General features: G+C 47.3%; 14 protein-coding genes. 10 read left to right on the top strand and 4 right to left on the bottom strand.

Translation table 11 applies throughout. From position 1 onward, the window contains the following. The first annotated feature begins 13 nt into the window (after positions 1-13). A complete protein-coding gene (locus JSU04_07185; GenBank protein ID MBS1970074.1) occupies positions 14-553 on the top strand; it encodes a hypothetical protein in 540 nt (179 codons plus the stop codon). Positions 554-590: 37 nt separating this feature from the next. On the opposite strand, the gene JSU04_07190 is transcribed toward JSU04_07185, so the two are convergent. Continuing rightward, on the bottom strand, positions 591-2,411 hold the full coding sequence (locus tag JSU04_07190) for a thioredoxin family protein (protein ID MBS1970075.1): 1,821 nt from the start codon (positions 2,409-2,411) through the stop codon (positions 591-593). Between the two features lie 132 nt (positions 2,412-2,543). On the opposite strand from JSU04_07190, the gene motA reads away from it, so the two are divergent. Together motA and JSU04_07200 are read left to right on the top strand one after the other, a co-directional pair. Continuing rightward, the gene (gene motA, locus JSU04_07195) at positions 2,544-3,410 is read left to right on the top strand and encodes a flagellar motor stator protein MotA (protein MBS1970076.1); all 867 of its coding nucleotides are present in this window, start codon (positions 2,544-2,546) and stop codon (positions 3,408-3,410) included. Positions 3,411-3,416: 6 nt separating this feature from the next. Continuing rightward, positions 3,417-4,403: a chemotaxis protein MotB gene (locus tag JSU04_07200; GenBank protein ID MBS1970077.1), complete on the top strand. Its 987-nt coding sequence runs from the start codon at positions 3,417-3,419 to the stop codon at positions 4,401-4,403. 273 nt (positions 4,404-4,676) lie between these two features. Here the strand turns inward: JSU04_07200 and JSU04_07205 are convergent, their stop codons facing one another. Further along, on the bottom strand, positions 4,677-5,396 hold the full coding sequence (locus tag JSU04_07205; GenBank protein MBS1970078.1) for a hypothetical protein: 720 nt from the start codon (positions 5,394-5,396) through the stop codon (positions 4,677-4,679). Between the two features lie 63 nt (positions 5,397-5,459). Here JSU04_07205 and JSU04_07210 point away from each other — a divergent pair, with 63 nt between their 5' ends. Next, a complete protein-coding gene (locus JSU04_07210; GenBank protein ID MBS1970079.1) occupies positions 5,460-6,290 on the top strand; it encodes an exonuclease in 831 nt (276 codons plus the stop codon). Here JSU04_07210 and JSU04_07215 read toward each other — a convergent pair. Then, positions 6,265-7,191, bottom strand: a complete 927-nt coding sequence (locus JSU04_07215; protein MBS1970080.1) for a signal peptidase II — start codon at positions 7,189-7,191, stop codon at positions 6,265-6,267. The two genes, JSU04_07210 and JSU04_07215, sit on opposite strands and share 26 nt — an antisense overlap. A gap of 79 nt (positions 7,192-7,270) precedes the next feature. On the opposite strand from JSU04_07215, the gene dacB reads away from it, so the two are divergent. The 6 genes from dacB (at position 7,271) to JSU04_07245 (ending at position 15,100) form a co-directional block, all read left to right on the top strand. Beyond that, the gene (gene dacB, locus JSU04_07220) at positions 7,271-8,686 is read left to right on the top strand and encodes a D-alanyl-D-alanine carboxypeptidase/D-alanyl-D-alanine-endopeptidase (GenBank protein MBS1970081.1); all 1,416 of its coding nucleotides are present in this window, start codon (positions 7,271-7,273) and stop codon (positions 8,684-8,686) included. A 106-nt stretch (positions 8,687-8,792) separates the two neighbouring features. Further along, positions 8,793-10,181, top strand: coding sequence for a lytic transglycosylase domain-containing protein (locus tag JSU04_07225; GenBank protein MBS1970082.1), 1,389 nt, complete (start codon positions 8,793-8,795; stop codon positions 10,179-10,181). 86 nt (positions 10,182-10,267) lie between these two features. Then, positions 10,268-11,815, top strand: a complete 1,548-nt coding sequence (locus JSU04_07230; protein MBS1970083.1) for a hypothetical protein — start codon at positions 10,268-10,270, stop codon at positions 11,813-11,815. A 7-nt stretch (positions 11,816-11,822) separates the two neighbouring features. Continuing rightward, positions 11,823-13,529: a hypothetical protein gene (locus JSU04_07235; protein ID MBS1970084.1), complete on the top strand. Its 1,707-nt coding sequence runs from the start codon at positions 11,823-11,825 to the stop codon at positions 13,527-13,529. A 2-nt stretch (positions 13,530-13,531) separates the two neighbouring features. After that, positions 13,532-14,281 (top strand): DUF4423 domain-containing protein, encoded by a 750-nt coding sequence (locus tag JSU04_07240; protein ID MBS1970085.1) that lies wholly within the window; start codon positions 13,532-13,534, stop codon positions 14,279-14,281. 135 nt (positions 14,282-14,416) lie between these two features. After that, on the top strand, positions 14,417-15,100 hold the full coding sequence (locus tag JSU04_07245; GenBank protein ID MBS1970086.1) for a DUF4423 domain-containing protein: 684 nt from the start codon (positions 14,417-14,419) through the stop codon (positions 15,098-15,100). On the opposite strand, the gene JSU04_07250 is transcribed toward JSU04_07245, so the two are convergent. Beyond that, on the bottom strand, positions 15,097-16,335 hold the full coding sequence (locus JSU04_07250; GenBank protein ID MBS1970087.1) for a zinc carboxypeptidase: 1,239 nt from the start codon (positions 16,333-16,335) through the stop codon (positions 15,097-15,099). The genes JSU04_07245 and JSU04_07250 overlap by 4 nt on opposite strands. Positions 16,336-16,358: the final 23 nt, after the last annotated feature.

Raw genomic sequence — 16,358 nt, forward strand, 5'->3', positions numbered from 1 at the left:
CAGAAGAAATAGCATGGTGTTCGTAGCAAATTCTCGAGGAGGAGTCATGCAAAAGGAATTGAATCCCGAACTTTTCGGTGAAAAGAAGAGCGCCTCACCAGCCCGTAGAGAGGCTTTGGTGCCGCCTGCTCCGAGCACGGACCCTGCTTACCTGAACACAGATCGCCAGATCTTTGAGCTCAAGACCCAAATGATGAGTGTGAACGAGCAGTTAACTAAGCTCACCCAGGCCTTGAATGAGGCCAATAAGACGGGTGGAGCGCGTATGGACCGCTACCAACAAAGCATGAGTCGTTTGGAAACTAGCCACAACGGCCTTGCGATGGAAGCTGGCCAAAAAATTCAACAAATCAATAACAAGCTCGCAGAACGCAAAGCTCTTGATGCCAAAATTCAAGAAATGGTCGATCGCCACAATAATGTGATCAAAAGCTTCGAAGTGCGTTTGAACCATATGCAAAAGCTGCTAACTGAGAAAGAAGCTCAGACCCAGGCGGCTTATGCGGCTTTGAATGAAGCCAAAATGGAAATCGCCCGTCTCAAGCGCTTCTAAATTCGCTATTTAAATGCATTGCGTTAAGAGCCCAGAGTTACTCCTGGGCTTTTTTCATTCTCGATAAGAAGGCCGGAGCTTCTTCAAAACGGGTCAGGGTCAGAGGCTCAATCCATTCACCCTTGCTGTTATAAAACAGTAAAGTTGGAAGGCCCTGAATACGGTATTTCTTTTTCAACTGGCGAAGTTGTTCCGAATCTTTAGTCGCATCGAATTTTAGCAAAACGAACTTTTCAGACTCGGCACGGATCGTTGGGTTGGTGAACGTGAACTGTTCCATTTCATGGCAAGCAGCACACCACTCAGCCCAGAAGTCGATCAGCACCGGGCTATGTTCTTGAGCGGCCTTTTGCAAAAGCTCTTCGCTGTAAGGTTGCCATGCGAGCTGCTGATCTTTTTTAACGGCGTCTTCAGAAATAAAACGCTGACCGACGAGTTGGCGCAAATCAAAAACACCGAAAGCGATGTAACCGATCCCGACGAGCAAGGTTGTCATCATCAAGCCTTTGATCATCGCTTGGCTCGCGTTTTTCACCGGCTTGAAGGCACCATAGATACTTGCCACGATGACAAGACCCAAACCGAGAGAAGCATCGAATGCACGTGTCGGAATGAGTAAGCTGAGATAGTAGTAGAACGCACTCAACATCAAAGAACCCAAAACGAATTTGATTCCGTTCATCCACACACCGGAACGTGGCAAGAGGCGAATCAACTGATTGCTAAGACCCAGAGCCAAGAAGATCAACCCCAAGCCGAGAGCATACGTGAAGAGCAGAAAGAAACCGAGGACCTTGTTTTGGTGAGTCGCTACGTAAGCCAAAATCGTGACAAGCACCGGACCCACACAAGGACTCGCGACAATACCTGCAAATAGTCCCGTCAGATAAGTTTTCAAATGCAGGTTTCCGGTTTCAACTTTGCCGCCGAATTTCTGGCGCATCCACGCGGGCACTTGAATGTCATAAAGACCATACATTGAAAGAGCCATCGCCAAGAAGACAAAGCAAATCACAGACAGGACATATGGATTGCCCAGGCTTGCGCCAAAAAGCATTCCACTGGACGCCGCGATGAGACCGAGAACCGAGTAGGTTGTCGCAATCCCTAAAACGTAAATGCAGCTGATGAGGAAGTTTTCGCCACGCGAGCGTTTTTCGGAATCATTCCCCAGCACGGCAAGAGTGATCGGAATCATTGGGAAGATGCAGGGAGTAAAGCTCGTAAGAACGCCGGCAAAAAAGGCGAGGACGAAAATAAAGAAGCCGCCCTTATTGAGCATTTCCGCAAAATAATCTGACGAGAAGATACTCGTGTGGTTTGATGCAGTTTCATCCGACGACGTCGAAGCTGCAGCGATCACGGGTTCTGCGGGAGCGCCTATTAACTTGATCGGAGTTTCAATCTTCTTAGTGACAGGGAAGAGGCAGAAAGTATCCGAGCAGGCTTGGTACGTCATTTCAAACAAAAGCTTGGTGGAGTTTTTTTTGAACTCCAAGGGTGCTTCGATATGCGCGACCATCGTGCCGTTTTCTTCGACGCCACGGCGGTTTTTTTTAGTAAACTTATCATAGAACTCATGAACAGGTTTTAGCTTAAACGCCGCCATCTTGAAGCCATCCGGCTCCACCAGGGTCAGGCGGAACATATCTTCGTAAGCGTGATAACCTTTAGGAAGTTTGAGCTTAATGGTGAGATCACCGCTCTGTCCCGGATTCCATTCATATAAACTGAGGGAAAGCTCCGTCAGCAACGGATCTGGATTGTCTTCAGGACCTTGAGCCCAGACCAAAGTCTTTGGCAAAAAGCCCATGAACAGCGCGAGAATGATGACAAAACAAAAGCGGGTTTTTTTCATAGCTCATTCTACTTATCGGTCGAAACAGCTCGAGGATGAAGTGATCCTGGACCCTCGACCATGGACAAGTTTATCTCAATGTCTCTAAATAGCATAGGCTTCTCTTCCGATAAAGACCTTAAGAGGTAAATCATGGGATTTGTCGGTATACTCATAGTTTTTGCAACGGTCTTCGGTGGTTACATCGCCGGGGGCGGAAAAATGCACGTCATCATCGAAGCCGCAGCGCTCGAGATGGTGATCATCGGAGGTGCGGCCTTCGGAGCTTATGTTATCGCCAATCCTATGAAGATCGTAAAGATGGGTATCAAGCTTTCAATTAAAGCGATGACATCTAAAGGCCCTCAGAAAAAAGATTACGTAGAACTTTGCCAAATGCTCTTCCAACTTTTCCAAGTCTTCAGAAAAGAAGGACCTCAAGGGATCGAGAAACATATCGAGAATCCTGAGCAGAGTGATATCTTTAAAGCTTACCCAAGCTTTATGCACAATCACCACGCGGTTCACTTTCTTTGCGATACGATGAAGATCACATTGTCAGCGGAATTGTCTCAATACGACGTTGATGATTTGTTAACTGCAGATATTAAAGGTATCCACGCCGAAGAACACTTAGCACAACATGCCGTCGCGGCGGTTGCCGGTGGTTTCCCGGGTCTGGGTATCGTTGCCGCCGTTCTTGGTATCGTAAAAACGATGGGTCACTTGACGGAAGGTACTGAAGTTATCGGTGAGCACGTAGCCCACGCCCTCGTGGGTACGATGTTAGGGGTATTTTGCGCCTACGGTTTGATCGAGCCAACCGCTACTAAAATGGCGGCGGACATCGAAGCCGAAGGCCGTTACTTAGAAGTGATCAAAGCAGCAATGGTTGCCTGCCAACGTGGTGCGCCTCCATTGGTGTGTGTAGAGTTCGGCCGTCGTACAATCATGCCTGAAGAGCGTCCGTCATTCGAGGAAATCGACAAGGCTACTAAAGAAATTAAGAAAGCAGCGTAATAGCACATGGCTGAGAAGAAGCAGACGATCGTCATTAAGAAAATCACAGTTGTTGCCGGCGGGGGCCATGGCGGTTCCTGGAAGGTGGCTCTTGCGGATTTCATGACGGCCCTCATGGCCTTCTTCCTGGTTATGTGGCTGTTAGGTCAATCTGACGACACGAAAAAAGCGGTCTCAGACTATTTCTCAACGCCTTCTGTGATTGAATACAATTTTCAGAACTTCGGGGTTGAAATCACGCTCGAGAAACTTTTCTTGGATTTGATCAACGAACCTTTGAAAGCGTTCCAGCAATTCATTGAGCCGGCTCAGAAGACTCCGAATCTTTTGGACATGGGTTCTGCGAAAGTGGTTTCTGCTTTCTTGGCAGATCAAATGACCGACTACGCGAAGAACGTGCAGGTGAGCCCAGATGGTTTTGATTTTGATATTCCTGATACGGTGTTGTTTGAACGTGGAACTTCAAATCCACTTCCGACATTCGTTGACGTGATGGATAAGATCAAAGGTGTCACGACGGGTTTGCAAGACGCTGAGATTAAAGTGACTTCGGGCTTGTTCGTGCAGGCAGTGCCTGGATCAAACCCAACGGTGGCGAATAGAGTGTCTTCAGAGCGTCTGGATCTTGTGAAGAACAAAATTCAAGCAGGCTTAGAGTTTAATACGGTAGCGATCAAAGGCTTCAGCAGCGTAAAAGAAAAGCGCGGCGAAGTGGATCCACAAAAGTTGATTGGTTTCATCCGTATCAGTATAAAGCAGAAAGACGTGACGAGCTCGGGCCGTAAGCCGCGCAAGCTTGAAACGGTTTTCGGTGATCCAAACGTTTCCATGTCGGTCTACGATAACTTCGTGAAGCAGGCCGCAGAACGTAAGAGCATCGAAAAAGCCGAGACGAAGAAATTCGGGAAGGTTGAAAAGATCAAAAACCCGGTGAATGAAGAAATAGAAAATCAGCAAAAAGCACTCCCTCCAGCCGAAGGCCGCGAGGAATAAAAAGAAAGCCGGGTTGTCCCGGCTTTTTTCTTTTCAGGGCGCGTTCACGCTCTTCATTGCGGGCCATATCCGAGATGTGAATAATAAATCAAAGCACCTACGGAAGTGACGGAATAAGTAGTTATACTACTACTTGCCCCTGAATAGGGTAAACTTATAGGTTGACCTTATTCAGAGGGGGCCTTCATCTCACGCTAAGACTGACCGCTCTTCGCCGGAAAAACACGGATGCGGGTAGTGCTGAGGCAAAGAAAGAAGTGCTAAGCCAAGTGCTTAGAAACTCGTCGAAGCGCCAACGTATCCAAAGACATCGCCTTGGCCGTGGAACTGTGACGGTGATGAAGTGGCAGTCCCGCTAATTTGGTAAATGATGTTGCTGCCGCCCTTGTATAGGAAAGAGGTGCGCAAATCGAAGAAGTTCTCGATGTTCGGGACATCTGAAATCATTGTGTAGCCGACTTCGTTGTCCCATTTCCAACTTTGATTCAGATCGAAGGTTTTGCCGAAAGAGTAGTACGTCGAGCTTTCGTCAGTTCCTTCCCAGTTGCTGTTCCGCTCGTAACGGATGCGATAGCCATGGGATGTAATGACCAAATAAGTTGTATTGCCGTTACGGGTATCTGTCTTAAAATACTGATTGCTGAAGTAACCCAGCTTGAAATCTGTTGTTGTTGAGACCTGAACTTTTAATTCCGCATTGATCTTTAAAAGGAAATGCTCCGTGGAATCAAAGTTGACGTTAGATCCCCAAATACCCATTTTGAACTGCGGACCGAAATTAAACCCGAACGCTGCCTGCAAAGACGGATCTTTATCTGTTTGGGTAAGCCCGTGCTCTACGTAGTTGCTTAAGAGCGAGACTTCTCCATTCATCTTGAAATCAGGAATATTTCCTTTAGAGTCTTCTTGTGCAAAAGAAGTCAGACAAAAGAAAGTGCTGCTGAACAGCAAGGCAGTTTTTATGATAAGATGGCGATAGTATTTAATATTCATAAACCTTTTGTCTTCCTATTAATTTGACTCAAATCGTTTTCAATGACAAACACAAACGACTATATGGAAACTCATAGACCTTGGACCGAATATACTTATGTGGCTTTTGATACTGAAACGAGCGGAGCTTATCCCATCGGATCCGATATCATTGAGTTTGGTGCCGTTAAATGGAAAGATGGCAAAGAGATCGCTTCCTACCAGACTTTGTTGAAGCCGCGTGAGCTGCTTACTGAATTCAACATGAGTATTCACGGCATTACTAATGAGATGGTGGCGGATGCCCCTAAAATGTCTGAAAAAATCCGCGAGATCTATGACTTCATGAATGGCTCTGTGCCGATGGCCCATCATGCGCCGTTTGATTTGGGGTTTGTCGCGGTTGAGTTTGAAACGCACGCGCTGCCGCTACTGACAGGTCCAGTTTTGTGCACGAGTCTGCTGTCGCGTAAATGGATTCACGGAACTGAGAACCATAAACTCCAAACTTTGGTCAAGTTCCTGAATATCGAGGGCGGAGCTGCTCATCGCGCTTTGGATGATGCCCGTTCTTGTTTGATGGTAGGACTTGAGTGTTTTAAACGCATGGGCGAAAACGCGACGTTGGCGGACGCAATGAAAAGCCAGGGTAAAAAGCTTGAGTGGAATGACTATTCATTGCTTCGTTGGAACAACCCCGTCGTGAAAACTCTGATCGAAGCGACTTACCAGAAAAAAGACCTCGAAATTGTTTATGAAAAATCCGCGGCAGCTACCGCCGAGCCACGCAAAGTTCGCCCGATGGGAATCGTACGCAACCCGGATGGGGATTATCTGCAGGCTTTCTGCCTCCGCGATAATATTGCTAAGAGATATTACCTCAGTAAAATTAAGGACGCGGCTCTTGTGTACTAGGATCTTCAGGCGGCTTGCGACGGCGAAGTTCTTCACGGACTTTCTCGGCAAGCTCCTCAAGATGTCTGAATTCGTCGCCTGAACGCAATTTCAAGCCACGATCTTTGCCCTCAAGCAAATTATCAATCAGGAATCTTTCAAAAGCATAAACCGGTCCCGCAATACGATGCGAGATCAAGCGGCCGACCGCAAACAAGATCGCGCAGAACGCGACGCAGATGATGGCGTAGGTAATCACAAACGGAATCAGGAATTTATTGAGCAAGAACTGATTATTGCCGACGAGTTCTGAGATCGTCACTCGCAAGTAAGTATAAGAGAAGACAAGGCTGATCAGAGTCAGGCTGAGGCCCACCGCCATCAAAACCAAGCAGTACTTCAATTGGAACTTTCTATTAATCCAGTACACTTTGCGTGCATTGTTTTCCGGCCAAAGCAAGTCGCCCTCCCGAATGATCGCGAACACGATCATGCCATAGCCGACCCACTGGAGAGCATCTGCCAAGTTAAATGCCGGGCTTGAAAGACTTGGCGAACCGAGAACGATGAAATCGATGACGTAACCATAGATGATTCGATCGGCAACGTTGCCGAGGATACCACCCAATAGGATGGATAAACCCGAACGCAACATAAGACTACGAATCGGCAGCAAGTATTGCACGATCGCGTAGGAACAAATTAGAAATGCGCCGCCGGTTGAAAGAGACACGATACGAAGAACAGCTGGAAGATCAGAGAACAGGCCTAGCATTGCACCATGATTGTGGTGCAAGATAAAACTAACTGGACCATGGGTGGACGATCCCGGCATATTTGACGCTGCAACCTTGCTTACACGGTCAATTATCCAGGTTACAATCAGTGGTAGAGTTACAAGGAGCCAGTCACGTTTTCTCATATCTTTTCAATGTACCAAGTGATTTTCCTTGAGAGCAACTAAGCTCATAGATACCATTTTTTAGTCCAGGGAGATTTTCATGAGATATCTGTTTTTTGTTTGTTTTTTAATTCTAGCGCGTCCAGTTCATGCTCAAGAGTCTTCATTCAAGGCGGAGCTTCAAAAAATTATCAAAAAATCCGGTGTTCCCGAGTCTGACCTCGGAATTTACATCACAAGCGGCGAAGGCGAGCATCAAGAGGTCATTTTTGATTTGAACTCAAAAAAGAAAATGATTCCTGCATCCATTTCAAAAGTCGCGACGTCTTCTGCGGTTCTTGAGTACTTCCCCCCTGGATATAAATTTAAAACTCAACTCGTTTCTGCTGGAACAATTCAAGATAAAACTTTGAAGGGTGATTTGTACCTAAAAGGCGGCGGTGACCCAAGTTTTGTCTCTGAAAACATGTGGTTCCTCGTGAACAACTTCAAACGCAATGAGATTCAAAAAATCGAAGGTGATATCGTTGTCGATGATTCTCTTTTCGATTCAAAACGTTACGATTCCAGTCGTCAGCCCGAACGTGTAGATCGTGCCTATGATGCTCCGGTCGGCGCGATGTCGTTTAACTGGAATTCTATCAATATCTTTGTGCGTCCAGCAGAAAAAGCGGGCGCACCCGCCGTGGTGTTCTTAGATCCTGAAAATGAGTACGTTCGCCTTGTCAACAAAACGACGACAACCAGTAGCGGTGAAAGCAGTGTTGTCGCGTCTCGTGTTGAAGATAAAAACTTTGGCGGCGATGTGATTCATGTCTCTGGAAAGATCGCTAAAGGCTCGAAGGAAGTCGTCATTTTCAAAAACATTACACAACCTGATATCTGGTCCGGCTACAATTTGAAATCCTTCCTCGCACAACGTGGAATCACTGTGACTGGAAAGATTCGTATTGGTAAAGCGCCGCTCAATTCAACAGTCATGGCCGAGGCTGAAAGCAAGGGGATCGAAGGTTCCCTCGCGGATATGAATAAGTTCTCGAATAATTACGTTGCTGAAATGCTGACAAAGAATCTGGGGACACTCAAAGGCGGGCAAGGAACATTGGACGCAGGCATGGCAATGATCAATGAGCATTTGAAAAAGCTCGGTCTGCCGGAAGATCAATATTATTTCCAGAATCCATCGGGGCTGACTCGGGACAATCGCATCAGCGCGTTTGGTATGTGGAAGATCGTGTCGCACTTACGCAATGATCTTAAGGTCCAGCCGGAATTCTTAACATCGCTCCCAATTGCCGGCATCGACGGGACGCTGAAAAAGAGAATGAAGAATTCTCCTGCAGAACGCTGGGTTCGCGCGAAGACAGGATTCTTGACGGACGTTGTCAGTCTTACAGGATACGCTGGACGTAGCGACGGTCGAGTTTTCACCTTCACTTTTATCTTCAATGGTACAAAAGATGAGGGGAGTGTGCGAAACTTCTATGATCAGATGCTCATCGCTCTGACAAAGTAGTTTTTGACGGCAAAGCCATGGAGGGTCTTGCTTGAAAGCCTTGGTGACAGCTCTTGTTCTGATTTTAGCAGTATCTTCCACGAGTCATGCTTTCGATTTCTTTGGGATGTTCTCCAACGAGCCTGCTGTCAAAGATGAAGATGCCGCGGCTGAAAGCACGACGCCGGACGAAGACAAAGTCAGCACACTTGATGAAGATACTCCAGTCGTACAGACGGATGTTGCCGGCGGAAAAACTCTGACAGGAACACGTCCTTTCCGCGCGCCGGATTATAGCGGCCAAGATAAAGCTCTCGGTTATAGCGCAGACGCCTTTGCGACACCTAAGGGCATGGAGCGCCAGCTTGCTTTCTGGATTGATATCTATTCAAAGTACACCACAGATCAAGGCTTGATTCACGATACGGAAAACTTGGATATCGTGTATGCCGAAATCGACTTCAAAGACATCGTGAATGATGAATCACTAAGCGCTCGCCAGAAAGAAAAGAAAAAGAAGAAGATGGTCGACGATAAGAAAAAAGAGATCGTCGATATCCTGCATAAGCTTGATAAGTTGGATTCGCCTGAGGGCTTGAGTGAAAGTGAAAAGCGTATTTGGGATTTTTATAAGAACGACAATGAGCCGCATAAATTCCGCGAGGCTTCTCACAAATCCCGTATTCGTTTCCAACTGGGGCAAAAAGACCGCATGCAAGCCGCGATCTTCTTTTCAGGCCGCTATCTTGAGAACATGGAAAAGATTTTCCGTGAAGCCGGATTGCCGATTGAGCTGACTCGCTTGGTATTCGTAGAAAGTTCATTCAACGTTCTGGCGCGCTCAAAAGTGGGTGCAAGTGGTTTGTGGCAGATCATGCGTTACACCGCTCGCCCTTACAGAATGATTAACGATGCAGTTGATCAGAGAAATCATCCGATGGCGGCGACGAAGCTCGCGTCTCGTCTGATGCGTGATAACTATAATATGTTGAAGGCATGGCCTCTGGCGATGACAGGATATAATCACGGTCCAACAGGCGTTCGTAAGATGACTGAGAAATATAAAACGCGTGATCTTGCCGAACTGATTCAAAACGTAAGATCCCGCCGCAGTTTTGGTTTTGCATCGAGAAATTTTTACGCATGCTTCCTCGCCGTTCTTGAGGTGGAGAGAAATGCTCCGAAATATTTCCCGAAAGTTGCTTGGTCTCAACCACTGGACCTCGAAGAAATTAAACTTCCAGTCTCAATTAAATATAGAGATTTGCTGACTTGGTTTGACGGCAATGACGAGAAGGCCGAGGTCTTCAATCCTCATATCTCACGTCAGGCAAGACGTGGTAGCATTTCGATCCCAGCTAAGACATTAATTTCTATTCCTAAAGATCGCTACAACCAAGCGCTCATCAGTTTAGCGCGCGGCGAGTTTAAATATGCGGCGAACATGGGCCCTGAAATCAAAGCTCCAGAGGAGACAAAAGGTCCTGAGATTAAAGCTTCTGACCCCGCAAAATAAACCGGGACAGAGCGCTCTCAGCTAGGGGACAGATTTCCATAAACTGGACTAGTGAATCGCTCCCATCGAGATGAAAATTAAAAGATATGGGAAAAAGTAAAAGTACTTTAGTATTCCTCGGTATTTGCGCATTCGCTTTGGTCGTTTCATCTTTAATCTACTTCCAATACTCCCAGCGAAATGAAACCGGCGCAGACTTATCAAGTACTGCCGCTGCAACCACGCCCTCTTCAAATTATCGTGGTCCTTTGGATGATTGCCTTCAGAACGCTGTCCTTTACGGGCGGGCCAATCACTTAGCGGCTGATTGTACGACCAACTACGTGCACTTCTATCCGGATAATATGAATCCACGTATGGCTGAAAGCACCAACGGGGAACTGCGTATTGGTTCTTTTAATCTTTTCCATTTGGGTGACAATCAATCTTCGATGAAGCATTACGGGCTTGTCGCAAAGATCATGAATCAATGGGACGTCGTTGGTGCTCAAGAGATGATGCCACTGCCTGGTGATTGGGCGACGGCAAATCAAAAGATCTACGAACTTCTTTCCGACGGCAATGGTAAAATGGTGACATTCCCATACGATAACTGGTCCGTTGCAATGCCGGGCTATTTGCGTTTGTTGATGGAGCTGCAAGCTTTAGATCCAAGCTGGGCTGTGATTCTTCAGCCGGTGCCTGAGGGCGAAGGCAGCAGCGGAGAGATGGCGGGATTCTATTACCGCTCTAAAAGAGTGCGCTTAAAAGACTGGGGATATTGCCCATCAGATCGCGCGGTTGATATCAAAACAAATAACCAAGTTGGCAATTTCGCCTGCCTATTGCAAATACCGAACGATCAACGCCGTTTGATGTCGCGTGTGGCATTCACAGCGTACTTCCAAGCGGGCAAGTTTGACTTTGTGGGGGTAACCACTCATGTCAGATTCCGTGCCGCTGATGCAGAAGCAGATTTAAAAGAGCAAACGGACGACATTTGTAGCTTCCACGAAAACGCAGCGAAATGTAAACCGGCAAAAGATGAAGTCGGTCGTTTCTTCGAAGTGGCGGCGATTGTAAATCAGTTTAAAGATATCAAACAGATCACAGGCGATAACGATATTATCTTTACCGGCGATTTCAACTTACAAGACGATCCAAAAAGCAAAGCTCTTTGGGAATCTGCTTTGAAGCCGGCTCCGGGATTTGTTGTGACTCAAACCGGTTTGACGACTTTGAGTATCAAGGGCTCAAAGTTGATCAGCAACTACGATCACTTTATTTTAGATCCGAAGGCGACATCGGAGTGTGATATTCAAAGCATTCGTCCTTTTGACTTTACGACTGCAGATACAAGCTCCGACCCGGTTATGAGAGAGATCGCAAAATTCCTCAGTCCTTCGATGCAGCAGATGTATCTTGAGGATGCACAAAACGCGATTGCGACTTTGACAAAATACCAAGCCGGCCGCGGTAATACCGGCGGCAGTGTCCGTCCTCTGAGCGATAAAGAAAAAGCGGACATAGTTCGCAGCTATACTGAGGCCGTTCAGCGTATGAAGGCCAATAAATACGGTGCATTGATGGAGCTGATCAGCGATCACGTTCCAATCGAAATGCGTTGCCGCATTCCACTGCGTGATGATGATTAGGAGTTATATGAAAGCAAAGTTTTTAATAACACTCGGAAGTGGTTTGGTTTTGGCTGCGGGCTTCACAGCATGCACGCAAACTGAGAAAACTCCAATGACGACGGAATCCGTGCGCGCACCTGCAGGGATTCAAGATGATGCCGCTCGCTTGGTTTATGTGACTTACGGAAAAGACGGCAAAGCGAATCGCGAAGAGATCACAGCCGCTCGCTGGCTCGGGCAGAACGGTGGATTCAGTGCCGGTGGCCGTGAGGACTATCTCCTTAAAATTTACTACTCAAACACTCGCGAAACTTCGTTGAAGGGCCTTCGCCACGCGTCTTGCTTCTTTGGTGATGCAGCGAGTGTGGCAAAAGAGTTCTTCCCGGCAGGAAACACGGCGGCCGAGATTCGCAACTTGCGTACGGCGGTTCCTGAAGTGAAGGCAAGTTCTGACGGCCGTATGCTCGGTATCGCTTTTGATCATAATGCCAAAGGCCGTGTCAGCTTTCGCTTAGCTCATTGCGAATCCGGTAAATCAACAATCTCTGACAGCATCATTTCAAACTGGGCGGACGGCAAACCATCTAAAAAAGTCAGTGATATGAAAGCGACAAAAAAGAGAACTGTTGCCGGCAATCAGCGTGACGACGGTTTCCAGATCTTCGATGATACTCCATTCTCAGAAGATCTACCGCTTTTCAAGTTGCGCGCAGACTACGACAAAGCTCCTCAGCGTCCGGATGCGAAACCTTGGGCAGGATTGGATTTGAAAGATCCAAAGCAGGCGTTGAAATTCACTTTGTTGGTTCAAAAATATTTCTATGAAAATATGGCGAATCAAAATCCGCGCAATGCGAACTACAACTTCATTGCACAAAACAATAAGAACCGTTTCTGGTGCCATATGCCTTGGATGCATGTTGGTCCTAATGGCCGCGAAGCGATTCATGGAATGACAAAAGAGCGCGACTTGATTCCGTCGATGCTGATTCCGACATATAAGAACGCAACTCCGGGTTCTGATTGGGGTGTAGCGTACTTCAATAACACCGGCTGTAATTCGATTGAACAGGTTTTTGGTACATCGACAAATCCAAAGCGTGATCCAAACTTCATGGGTGGTAAGTTCGGCGATGGAACTGTGATCATTAAGATGCTCTTCACAACGGCGGACTTCCCCGAAGTTAAAGGTGCTTACACTTGGCGCGCGACGGTCAGCGGCCCTGGAGAGACAGAGCGTAAATTGCAAAACGTCCGTCATATCCAAATGGATATCGCGGTCAAAGATTACTCTTTGAAAGGCACGAGCCCGGCTTTAGAAAACTGGGTGATGGCGGGCTTCTACTACGATCCTAATTATGACTTCGACAAAGAGCTGCGCACAGTGCTCGGTGAAGAAAACCCACTGAAGAGCATTCCAAATGTTCCGAAGGAACTCTTTAAAATGCGTCCAATGGGTGTTCAAACGGGATTTGATTCTCCGGATAAGGGCGAGTCTATTATCTTCCCGGGTGCTTACGCCAACGGCTCCGGCGGTCGCTTGAACGGTCCTGCAGATAACCCGAAGACCAGCTGCTTAGGCTGTCATGGAGCTGCGGGAACGGGTGCGAAGATGATCCCTGGATTCCTTTCTATGAGAATGTTTGAACCCTACAAGGGCAATACTGTTCTGGATTTCAACCAGCAGTTTGCTTTGGCGAAGGAAAATTTCGAAACGGATATGCAGCAATAGTTATGAAGCATCAGATCGTCGGCGTACTTACGAGCATCTTTAATAAGCGAAAGCAGCGAAACCCAAAGTATTCGCTGCGTTCATTTGCAAGGGATCTAGAGATCTCTCCGGGGCGCCTGTCACGTATCTTGAACGAAAAGGATGAACCGGGCCCTAAGTTTATCGATGCTATCTTAAAGACAAAGACTCTCGGACCGGCAGAACGCGAAGAGATCCAAAAGAGTGTTCAAAACTCCCGTAATCCATTTACTCACATCCGTGATAATGAAGAACTCAGCCTCGACAAAGATGAAATCCAAATCATCTGGAGTTGCATGGCGATCTTCAGCCTTTTGAATGCTCACCGCAAAGGCTTCTCGGAGCATGTGATCGGCGAGCGCATGGGGCTGAACAAGACTGAGACTAAAGAGTGCCTGGCCTTTCTTTTAAAGAATAAAGCTATTAAGCAAACCGCCAACGGAGACTATGTTTCAGCGACTGATAAAGTGATGCTGCCACGAAAGCAGATGGTGGATTTATACTATTCCCACGTCGATTTCCTTAAAAATACCTTCGCAAGAAGCCAGGAAATCGCCCGCGGCGAGACCCTGTACGGCAACATGACAGCGGCTTTGACGGAGGAAAGTGTGAAGAAAGTGAAAAAAATCCTCATAGCCGCCCTGACAAAAATTACCAAGGAAGCCTCCACAGCAGGGGAGAAGCGGGTCTTCCATATCCTCGCAGAGGTCTTTCCAGTCGATAAGGGCCAATAACTGTTTCGTGAAATCGGAAAACACTTTCGTGGTGTTTCGAACCCGATATACACGTTGCCCATGAGTAAACAAAGAGTAGCTTCCATAATCAAAAAGGCTTTCGCAGAACGACAAAAAAAGAACCCGCAATATTCATTGCGATCTTTTGCCCGTGACTTAGATGTTTCTCCTGGCCGTCTTTCGCGAATTTTGAATGGTAAGGATGAAGCCGGAAATCGTCTAATTTCGGCCGTTCTCAGATCCAAGGTTTTCACCGAGGAGGAGCATCAAGAGCTCACTCAGTGCCTGAAAGAAATGGAAAATCCATTTACAGGTGAATACCAATATCAAGGTTACGATCTTGATCCACAAGATGTGGCAGCGGTTTGGCATCACCTCGCGGTTTTCAACCTGATCACGATTCCTGGTGCTGAATGCACTGAAGAAGTGATTGCGAAACGTCTGAACATGCAAATCGACGACGTGAAGCGCAGTATTGATTTCTTGCTCCGTCAAAATTCAATTCAGAAGCACGAAAACGGTCACTACGTTTCTCACTCTGAGCAAATGTACTTCTCACCAAAGCAATTCAACGAGATCTATGAAGCTCATTTGAATTACTTGGTTGAGAATAAAAAAAGAGCCCTCACTGGGGGCTCTGAACAGACATTCTTTGGCTTAGTAACTGTGACTTTGAGTGATGAGGCCTTCCAGCGTGCGAAGCTCATGCTCAATAAGACCATGGCTAAGATTTGCAAAGAAGACCAGCAAAGTCCTGATAAAAAAGTCTTCCACGTGAGCGCGCAACTCTTCGCGGTTGACGAAGGCCCTACCACTTAGTGGATAGGGTCGATACTGACATCGAGTACGCGGTACGGGTTGTCTGCGTATTCGAGTAAGTATAGTACCGGCTCCAGATTTTTTCTTTCAACATCTGGAATGACTCCCGCGCCTGGATAGAATCCGGCACTTCCTCCCCAGCCGTTATTGGTTGGATCCAATTCAAAAGTAAATGAAATGATTTTGTGCTCACCGTAGGCCCAATCGGTGGTATCGCCGCTGGCTTGATACAATGACGATGACTGCTGCGGGCTATAGTTATTCCACGTCGCCATTTTCTCAGCCATCTTTTGGTGAACTTGCTGGTCGCGGGAAATATCAATGCCTGCGTATTTGTAGCCCCAAGGATAAAGGATCAGTTCTGAGAACGTGTGGAAGGTGAGTAGAATCGTGATGTTCTGATGAGCTTCGACGTAATTCTTAACTGCGACTGTTTCAGGTTCGCTGAATGCGCGAGGCCCTTTGTAAGTTTCGCTGTTTGTATTGCCGCTCGAGCCACCGGTGCCCCACTGATAACCATAGTTACGATTCAGATCGACACCGTAAGTACCGTCACTATTGCGGCTACGATTCTTGCGCCACATTTTGTAGTTGCCGCTAGCGACGTCGAACTCCAAACCATCCGGATTCACGGCAGGGATGATGTGAATGTCACGACCGTTCAGCAAATTCACGATGCGTGGATTGCCTTTCGTGTATTCGCTGAGGAAGTATTCGGCGTAGTAAAGCGGAAGCTCGACTGACAAGTGCTCACGCGCATGGTGACCGCCCATGTAGATCGCTGCCGGCAGGCTGTCGGCTTGCGCCAGATTTCCAGAAATACGCAGAACCCAGATCTCACGGCCTTCAACCGATTTGCCAATCGAAGAAAGTTTCACGAGATTCGGGTAGGTCGCTGCGAGCTCTTGAACCTTTTGAGTCAGTTCCGCGTAGTTGTGATATGCAGCATCTTTCGCGGGGAAGTCCATCGCGTCTGTGAGGGGGAAGCTCACATCGAGCCAGCCGAGTTTTTCGATGGCGTTCTTTTCTTCGAGGGTGCCGGTGGCGGCAACGAAGTCTTCGCGCACGCTCTCGATAGATACGCCGGTATTAGCAATTACGCTGCGCTGGAATTGATCCTTCGCACGAATTTTCATCCAATAGAGATTTGTATCCGAGGTGTGAGCTTTTTGAGTGAACAGAGTGAGAGTCAGAGCGGCAAGTCCGATTGCCGTGATGTACTTGAGAGCCTTCATGGTTCTCCTCCTTAGAATGTAGC

The organism is Bdellovibrionales bacterium (assembly GCA_018266295.1).
GTDB lineage: Bacteria > Bdellovibrionota > Bdellovibrionia > Bdellovibrionales > Bdellovibrionaceae > JACMRP01.